The sequence below is a fragment of the Flavicella sp. genome, assembly GCF_037132785.1.
GTDB lineage: Bacteria > Bacteroidota > Bacteroidia > Flavobacteriales > Flavobacteriaceae > Flavicella.
Genome location: NZ_JBAHZZ010000158.1, coordinates 1 through 7,418, shown reverse-complemented (window position 1 = coordinate 7,418; position 7,418 = coordinate 1). Strand labels below are relative to the sequence as shown.

Annotated in this window: 7 protein-coding genes and 1 pseudogene; 3 read left to right on the top strand and 5 right to left on the bottom strand. The window is 31.6% G+C overall.

The features are described from left to right. From V5787_RS10275 to V5787_RS10265, 3 genes and pseudogenes are all read left to right on the top strand, one after another. Positions 1 to 129 (top strand): annotated as a pseudogene (locus V5787_RS10275) (ISAs1 family transposase); the annotation flags it as partial. A gap of 309 nt (positions 130 to 438) precedes the next feature. Continuing rightward, on the top strand, positions 439 to 1,134 hold the full coding sequence (locus tag V5787_RS10270) for a hypothetical protein (protein ID WP_336893137.1): 696 nt from the start codon (positions 439 to 441) through the stop codon (positions 1,132 to 1,134). A 480-nt stretch (positions 1,135 to 1,614) separates the two neighbouring features. Beyond that, on the top strand, positions 1,615 to 2,151 hold the full coding sequence (locus V5787_RS10265; protein ID WP_336893136.1) for an RNA methyltransferase: 537 nt from the start codon (positions 1,615 to 1,617) through the stop codon (positions 2,149 to 2,151). On the opposite strand, the gene mgtE is transcribed toward V5787_RS10265, so the two are convergent. The 5 genes from mgtE to V5787_RS10240 form a co-directional block, all read right to left on the bottom strand. Further along, positions 2,148 to 3,500, bottom strand: a complete 1,353-nt coding sequence (gene mgtE / locus V5787_RS10260) for a magnesium transporter (RefSeq protein WP_336893135.1) — start codon at positions 3,498 to 3,500, stop codon at positions 2,148 to 2,150. The genes V5787_RS10265 and mgtE overlap by 4 nt on opposite strands. Next, complete coding sequence (rsmA, locus tag V5787_RS10255; RefSeq protein ID WP_336893134.1) at positions 3,487 to 4,260, bottom strand: 16S rRNA (adenine(1518)-N(6)/adenine(1519)-N(6))-dimethyltransferase RsmA; 774 nt, start codon at positions 4,258 to 4,260, stop codon at positions 3,487 to 3,489. The genes mgtE and rsmA overlap by 14 nt, the downstream gene beginning before the upstream one ends. Before the next feature lie 67 nt (positions 4,261 to 4,327). Beyond that, positions 4,328 to 4,714: a DUF4286 family protein gene (locus V5787_RS10250; protein ID WP_336893133.1), complete on the bottom strand. Its 387-nt coding sequence runs from the start codon at positions 4,712 to 4,714 to the stop codon at positions 4,328 to 4,330. A 135-nt stretch (positions 4,715 to 4,849) separates the two neighbouring features. Continuing rightward, on the bottom strand, positions 4,850 to 6,124 hold the full coding sequence (serS, locus tag V5787_RS10245) for a serine--tRNA ligase (protein WP_336893132.1): 1,275 nt from the start codon (positions 6,122 to 6,124) through the stop codon (positions 4,850 to 4,852). Between the two features lie 126 nt (positions 6,125 to 6,250). Next, positions 6,251 to 7,177 (bottom strand): bifunctional riboflavin kinase/FAD synthetase, encoded by a 927-nt coding sequence (locus V5787_RS10240; RefSeq protein WP_336893131.1) that lies wholly within the window; start codon positions 7,175 to 7,177, stop codon positions 6,251 to 6,253. Positions 7,178 to 7,418: the final 241 nt, after the last annotated feature.

Here is a 7,418-nt window from a genome sequence, read left to right as displayed (position 1 = left end):
ATATTACTTAAGATAGCACTAAATCTATTGAAAAATAAAAAAACTGAAAAACAAGGTGTTGCTGGAAAGAGACTTAAAGCGGGGTGGAATCATGATTACCTTTTAAAAGTGATAAACATAAAAGTGTGAGTTTGCCCTGGCAATGCATATATAAAATTGTTTTTTTGTCGATCATTTGAGGATTTACCTTTATCTTTGCGAAAAATATAATTTTTTATAAAACCCGCAACTTTATAGATACAATTACGTTGTGAGTAATTCCTTTTTTTTTCGGGAAAGATAATAACTCTTAAAGACTAATGTTTAGTTAGTATGAAAAAACACAAATGACAATCGATTAGCTGATTTTCAAATATTACAAAAACCCTAGTCAGAATTAAAAACACACAAGATTATATTATAACGAGTAAAAAACAGTACAAATACAAAATAAATTTTATGAAAAAACTAATATTATTATGTCCATTAATGATTGTTATTCTTTTTACTGGCTGTGTCGATAAAACTAAAAAAAAGACAATAGTCACCGAAAAAGAGGCAATAGTCGATTCGAAAAAAGAGTTGAAATTTACAAATGAGCAATTTTATGATGCTAGCGGAAAATTTTTAGTAGAAAAAGCAAAGGATGCATTAATCGAAATGCTTGAATATCACGATTATCCTGTTTTTGCTGGTTTGAGAGAAAAAATTTGGCTTACAGATTATAACAAAGGTAATTATGCAGAATTAGGATTGGCATCTGTAATGTTTGTAAACAATGAAGAAGACCAATATATGTTAATGGATATATTTCTATTGCCAGGTCAAATGCTGGGCGAACATATGCATTTTGCGGCAGAAGGTAATCCTGCAAAAATGGAAGGTTGGTTAATTAGACACGGAAAAAGTTATATAGTTGGGATAGGCGAAAACAATCGTGACCAATTCCCTCAAGTTGTAGTGCCTAAAACACACTGGAACGGAAAAGTATCTACCAATCATATTATTGAGGCTAACGAAGGAGATTTTGCTGCTTTATCAAAAGTAGAATCGGCACATTGGCAAATGGCAGGTCCAGAAGGAGTGGTGATTACAGAAGTAGGAAATGTACATACAAATGCTGGTGTTCGTAGATCTGACCCTGAAATGAACTAAAAGAACTAAGCATATAGTTTATCGAGAGGTCAAAGCTATATGTCTTATGCTGTACTCAATAAGTTAACGCAACAAATTTAAAATATTAGATTTGTAAAATGGAAGTAAAAAACAAGCAGCTAATTTTGGTGCTTGTTTTTTTGTTTAGACCAATGATAAAGGTGCTGTTATTTTTTAACTGATATAATCAATCATTTGGATGTTTATTTGGTGTAAATCCAATCTACAGGGGCGGCAACAAAACCACTTTCAACAGGATTATGGCATATCTATAATTCTATAGGTTAATTATATTGTTGGCAAAATTGATGTTTTTTATATTGCTTTTCTTTTTACCTATCCGTTCCATCCTCCAAGTTGACATTATAATGATTCGGGTTTTAATAGTTTTTCACTGCATATAAAGAGGCAGTAATCTTACAAATAAATTTGTAGGAATCCATAAATCGCACTAATTTTAACGTTTCAAACACTCAAAGTATGCGTAAACTAAAAAACAATGAATTAAATAGACTTGAAGTTTCAGAATTTAAAGAAACTGAAAAAATTCCCTTAATTGTTATTTTAGATAATATTAGAAGTTTAAATAATATCGGATCTGTTTTTAGAACAAGTGACGCATTTGTTGTTGAGAAAATATTTTTATGTGGCATCACTGCGACTCCACCGAGCAAAGACATTCATAAGACAGCTTTAGGAGCTACTGACACTGTTAATTGGGAATATGCAGAAAACACCCTAGATGTTGTGATAAAACTTCAAAAGTCTGGTTATAAAGTAGTCTCTATTGAGCAAGCTGACAACGCTACGATGCTTCACAACTTTGAAGTGTTAAAAAATCAAAAATATGCCATTATAATGGGAAATGAAGTAAAAGGCGTTCAACAAGAAGTCGTAACCGCTTCTGACTACTGTATTGAAATCCCTCAATTTGGAACAAAACATTCACTAAATATATCAGTAACTACTGGTATTGTATTATGGAACTTCTTAGATAAATTAAAATTGAATCATTAGAACCCCAACATCCATTTGGCGATCATAAAATAAATTAAAATTCCAACAATATCATTACTCGTTGTAATAAAAGGACCTGTAGCTAGGGCAGGATCAATTCCATTTCTATGTAAAAAAACAGGAATAAACGTACCTATAACTGCCGCTAAAATAATCACGATTATCAAAGCCATTGCAATGACCCATGTAATTGTACTATTTTCAATTTGAAAGAATCCGTAGACACATACAAGAAAGGCTAAAGCCAAACCGTTTAATAAAGTTAACCCAACCTCTTTTAACAAACGACTAATGATACTTCCCTTGATGTTATTATTTGCTATACCCTGTACCATAATTGCACTGGATTGAACACCTACATTACCCGCCATTGCAGCGATTAAAGGCGTGAAGAAAAACAATACAGGATAGGTTTTTAAAGCGTCTTCAAAGCCTCCCATAATTGAAGCAGCTCCCAATCCTCCTAAAAGTCCTAATATAAGCCAAGGCAATCTAGCTTTTGTCAATTGAAGAATACTGTCATCTGCCTCAACATCCTCTATGATACCCGCTGCCATTTGGTAATCCTTATCCGCTTCATCACGAATTACATCTACCACATCATCCAAGGTAATTTGCCCTAACAATCGATTCATTTCATCAACAACTGGAACTACAAATAAATCATACTTTTGCATGGTTTTGGCAACATCCTCATCATTCTCATCTGCTCTAACATAAGTGATTTTAGGATTATATACTTCCTTCACAGGAGTTCTTGTTGAAGTAGTAAGTAAACTTTTTAAAGACAATAATCCTTTTAAAACATCATTATCATCTACCACATAAATTGTGTGAACCTTATCATAGTTTTCAGCTTGTTTACGCATTTCTTTTACGCAACGTAAGTTGGTCCAGTTTTCGTTGACTTTTATCAACTCTTTTCCCATTAAACCTCCAGCTGTATCTTCATCATACCTTAGAAGATCTACAATATCCTTAGCATGTTCAACATCTTCGATTTGAGAAATTACTTCTTTTTTCTGTTCTTCAGGTAATTCTCCGATAATATCCGCAGCGTCATCAGAATTTAACTCATCTATTTCTTTAGCTATCTCTTCTGAAGATAACTCTCTAAGAATTTTTTCTCTAGTATCCTCATCAAGTTCAGTAAGAATATCTGAAGTTTTCTCTGTGTCTAAGAGGCGAATGATAAATACGGCTTCTTCAAAATCTAATTCTTCTAAAACCTCAGCCAAATCGGCATGATGAACCTCTTCAAAAAGAATTGATATTGCCTGGTTATCACCCTTAGCAATCAGCTCTTTGAGTTCATCTAAGAAAATGTCTGTAATTTCAATGTGCATCATTCTCTATTAATGTTGTAAGGTTAATAAATTCTGTTACAGATAATTGTTCTGGTCTTTTTGTAAACAATTCGGTTTCTCTCAAAGCATCAGATAAATTTAAAGACTTTAAACTACTCCTTAACATTTTTCTTCGTTGTCCAAAAGCCGTCTTTACAACTCTAAAAAATAATTTTTCATCTACGGGCAAAGAATAATTCTTTTTACGAATCATTCTAATCACTCCTGATTCAACTTTTGGTGGTGGGTCAAAAACCGTTGGTGGCACAGTAAATAAATACTCCACATCATAGAAAGTTTGTGCAAATACAGACAATATTCCATATTTTTTACTCCCTGCTTTCTCTGCTATTCTCTCAGCAACTTCTTTTTGAAACATGCCTGAAAATTCAGGTATTAAGTTTCTATATTCTAAAGTTTTAAAAACTATTTGGGTAGATATATTATAAGGAAAGTTGCCTATTATTGCAAATTGCTTCTGAAAAAATTCTGAAAGATCCATTTTTAAAAAATCCTTAGAAATAATTCTAGGCGCTAAATTCAAATAGGTGTTTTGAAGATACTCAACAGATTCTGCATCTATTTCTACAACATGCGTAGTATAATTTTTCTCAAGTAAATACTTTGTCATTACCCCCATGCCAGGTCCAATTTCCAAAACGGTATCATAACCAATTTCAGTCAAACTATTTGCTATATCACGAGCAATCTGTTCATCCTTTAAAAAGTGTTGTCCTAAATGTTTTTTTGCTCTTACTGTCATGTCCTATGTTATTTTGTTATTAGACATTTGCTTTAAACATCAGTTAAAGGCAAATAATCATCAAGTACTAGTTATTCGATGAAAATTGCTTGTCGATTAATTTCATTTCAGTTTCAAAAAAAACAAATTTTCCAGTATATTTAGAATTCATTTTATTTTTTAAATCAACCGAATCCTCTTTGTAAAAAGACTCCAACGCTTCTTTGGTTTCAGCAGTATACTGCACGCTATATGTTGCACCTCCCATATCTCCTTTCACGAGTACTTTACACATTTTTGCAGCTAAAAACTTTCCTGTTTTTAACATCTCTGGAATATGAATTTCCTGCATCCAAAGTAACCAATCATTTTCCACAGACTCTTCTATATTTGTTGTGATATTGTAAATGTACATTTCGTGATTTTGATTTATTTTTTCAAGTCCAAAGATAGGTAGAATAATAGAGATGCCCAATTCACCTTTGTTTAATAATAAAAACTTAGAAACCTATTTAGAATGGAGTATAAAAGACTTGTTACAATGTTTTTTATGACTAAAAAAGCCTTTGTAATTTACGCAGAGACTTTTTGTTTTAAAAACAATTTAATATTAGTTGACAATGTCAAATCCGGTATAAGGTACTAATGCTGTCGGTATTTTAATTCCTTCTTGCGTTTGATTGTTTTCTAATAAGGCTGCCAAAATTCTAGGAAGTGCTAATGAACTACCATTTAAGGTGTGTGCCAATTGATTTTCACCAACACTATTTTTATATCGTAATTTCAAACGGTTTGCTTGAAAAGTTTCGAAATTCGAAACAGAACTAACCTCCAACCATTTATTTTGAGCCGTTGAAAAAACTTCAAAATCGTAAGTCAACGCAGCGTTAAACCCTAAATCTCCGCCACATAATTTTAAAATCCTAAAAGGTAAGCCTAACTCTCGTAAAATTTCTTTTATATGCTCTACCATTCCATGTAATGCTTTATAAGAATTTTCTGGTTTTTCTAGACGAACAATTTCAACTTTATCAAATTGGTGCAGGCGATTCAATCCGCGAACATGTGCTCCATAAGAGCCAGCTTCTCTTCTGAAACAAGGAGAATAAGCCGTGTTTAACACAGGGAGTTCTTCTTCTTTTAAAATCACGTCTCTATAAATATTAGTTACGGGTACCTCTCCTGTAGGAATCAAATAGAGATCATCCTTAGCATCATGATACATTTGCCCTTCCTTATCTGGTAGTTGACCCGTTGCAATACCTGAAGCTTCATTTACCAAATATGGAGGCTGAATTTCTAGATACCCTGCTTCCGTATTTTTATCCAGGAAATAATTGATCAAGGCACGTTGTAATCTTGCACCTTTCCCTTTATAAACAGGAAAACCAGCAGCAGTAATTTTATTTCCTAATTCAAAATCTATAATATCATATTTCTTAACCAACTCCCAATGTGGAGATGCTCCTTTATACAGTTTAGGAATTTCTCCTTCTGTAAAAATAATTTCATTGTCTTCTTCTGAACTACCAGCGAGTACTATTTCATTCGGAATATTTGGTATTTTATATAAAAGATTTTGTAAAGCTGTATTTATAGAGATTAATTTCTCTGTCAATATTTTTGATTCTTCTTTTAAAGAAACTGTTTTCTCTTTTAAAATATTCGCCTTTTGAGACTCTCCGGATTTGAATAAAAATCCTATTTCTTTAGAAATCTTATTAGATTCTGCTAAAACTGCATCTAAAGAACCTTGAGTAGATTTTCTGTCTTTATCTGCCTGAATTACAGCATCTATTGTGCTTTCAGCATTTTTAAAATTACGTTTTGCCAATCCAGCCAAAACAGTTTCTTTATTGTCTTTTATAAAGTGAACCTGTAACATTTTCTATCTATTTTAAAAATGCAAATTTATAAAAATAGATTTTCTAATAGCTTATAAAACAAAAATAGTTTGGTTCTATAAATTTGAAATAAAAAAGCCTTTCAATAATGTAAAAAACCTTCGCCTTTACTTTTTCAATAATTTTAAAGATTTAATTTTGTCTTCAGTCAATTGTTTTTTCAAAGCGTCCACCGACTCAAATTTCTGTTCTTCTCTTAAAAATTCAATCAATTCAATCTGAATTTTATTTTTATAGAGATCTTCATTAAAGTCAAAAAAATGAGTTTCAATGGTTTGATTTACTCCATCTACCGTAGGGCGAACTCCAATATTCATCATTCCATCAACATAAATATCATTGATTTTCGCTCTTACTAAATAAGCTCCTTTTTTAGGAATTAATTTATAAGACTCTTTAATTTCTAGATTTGCTGTAGGGTAGCCAATCGTATTTCCTAAACGCTCTCCTTTTACTACTGTGCCAGATACAGAGAACGCATGACCTAAATATTTAGTCACTTTTCTTATTTCCCCTTCAGCAAGTGCTTTTCTTATTTTAGTAGAGCTTACAGAAATTTCATTTATATCCTGTGCAGGGATTTCTTGTACCGAAAAATTATATATATATCCATACTCCTGTAACTGCTCAAAATCTCCTTCTCTATTTCTCCCAAATCGATGGTCGTAACCAACAACTAATTGAAAAGTATTTAAATGATTTACCAAAATATTTCTGACAAAATCAAATGCCGATAAACGAGAAAACTCAGTGTCAAAAGGATGAATAATTAAATAATCTAACCCCGTATTTTGTAACATTTCAATTCTTTCATCAATTGTGTTGATTAATTTAATTGAATTTTCTTTTTGTAAAACCATCCTAGGGTGAGGGAAAAAAGTTAGTAATACAGAATTACAGTTTTCTTTTTTTGCTGTAGCTACCAGCTCCTCAATTATTTTTTGATGACCGATATGCACCCCATCAAAAGTTCCAATAGTTACAATAGATTTTTTTGAGTCTTTAAAATTCTTGTAATTTTCAATTACTTTCAATTGGTACAATGTTAAATTCGACTATGTCTGCAAATCTACACTCTTTTTCTTTTTTTCTACGGCAAACAATCTTTTTTTTGATTACGAGATATTGACAGTGTAAGACCGTTGCATAATGCTCTTTTCATTTTTAGATTTCAATTTTGACTTTTTAAATCTAAAATTTATATTTTTTTTCTTATTTTCATTGTTTATGTTAGTTATGGATCTATTTTTTGGTTCATTTTCCTTTAGTTTTTAG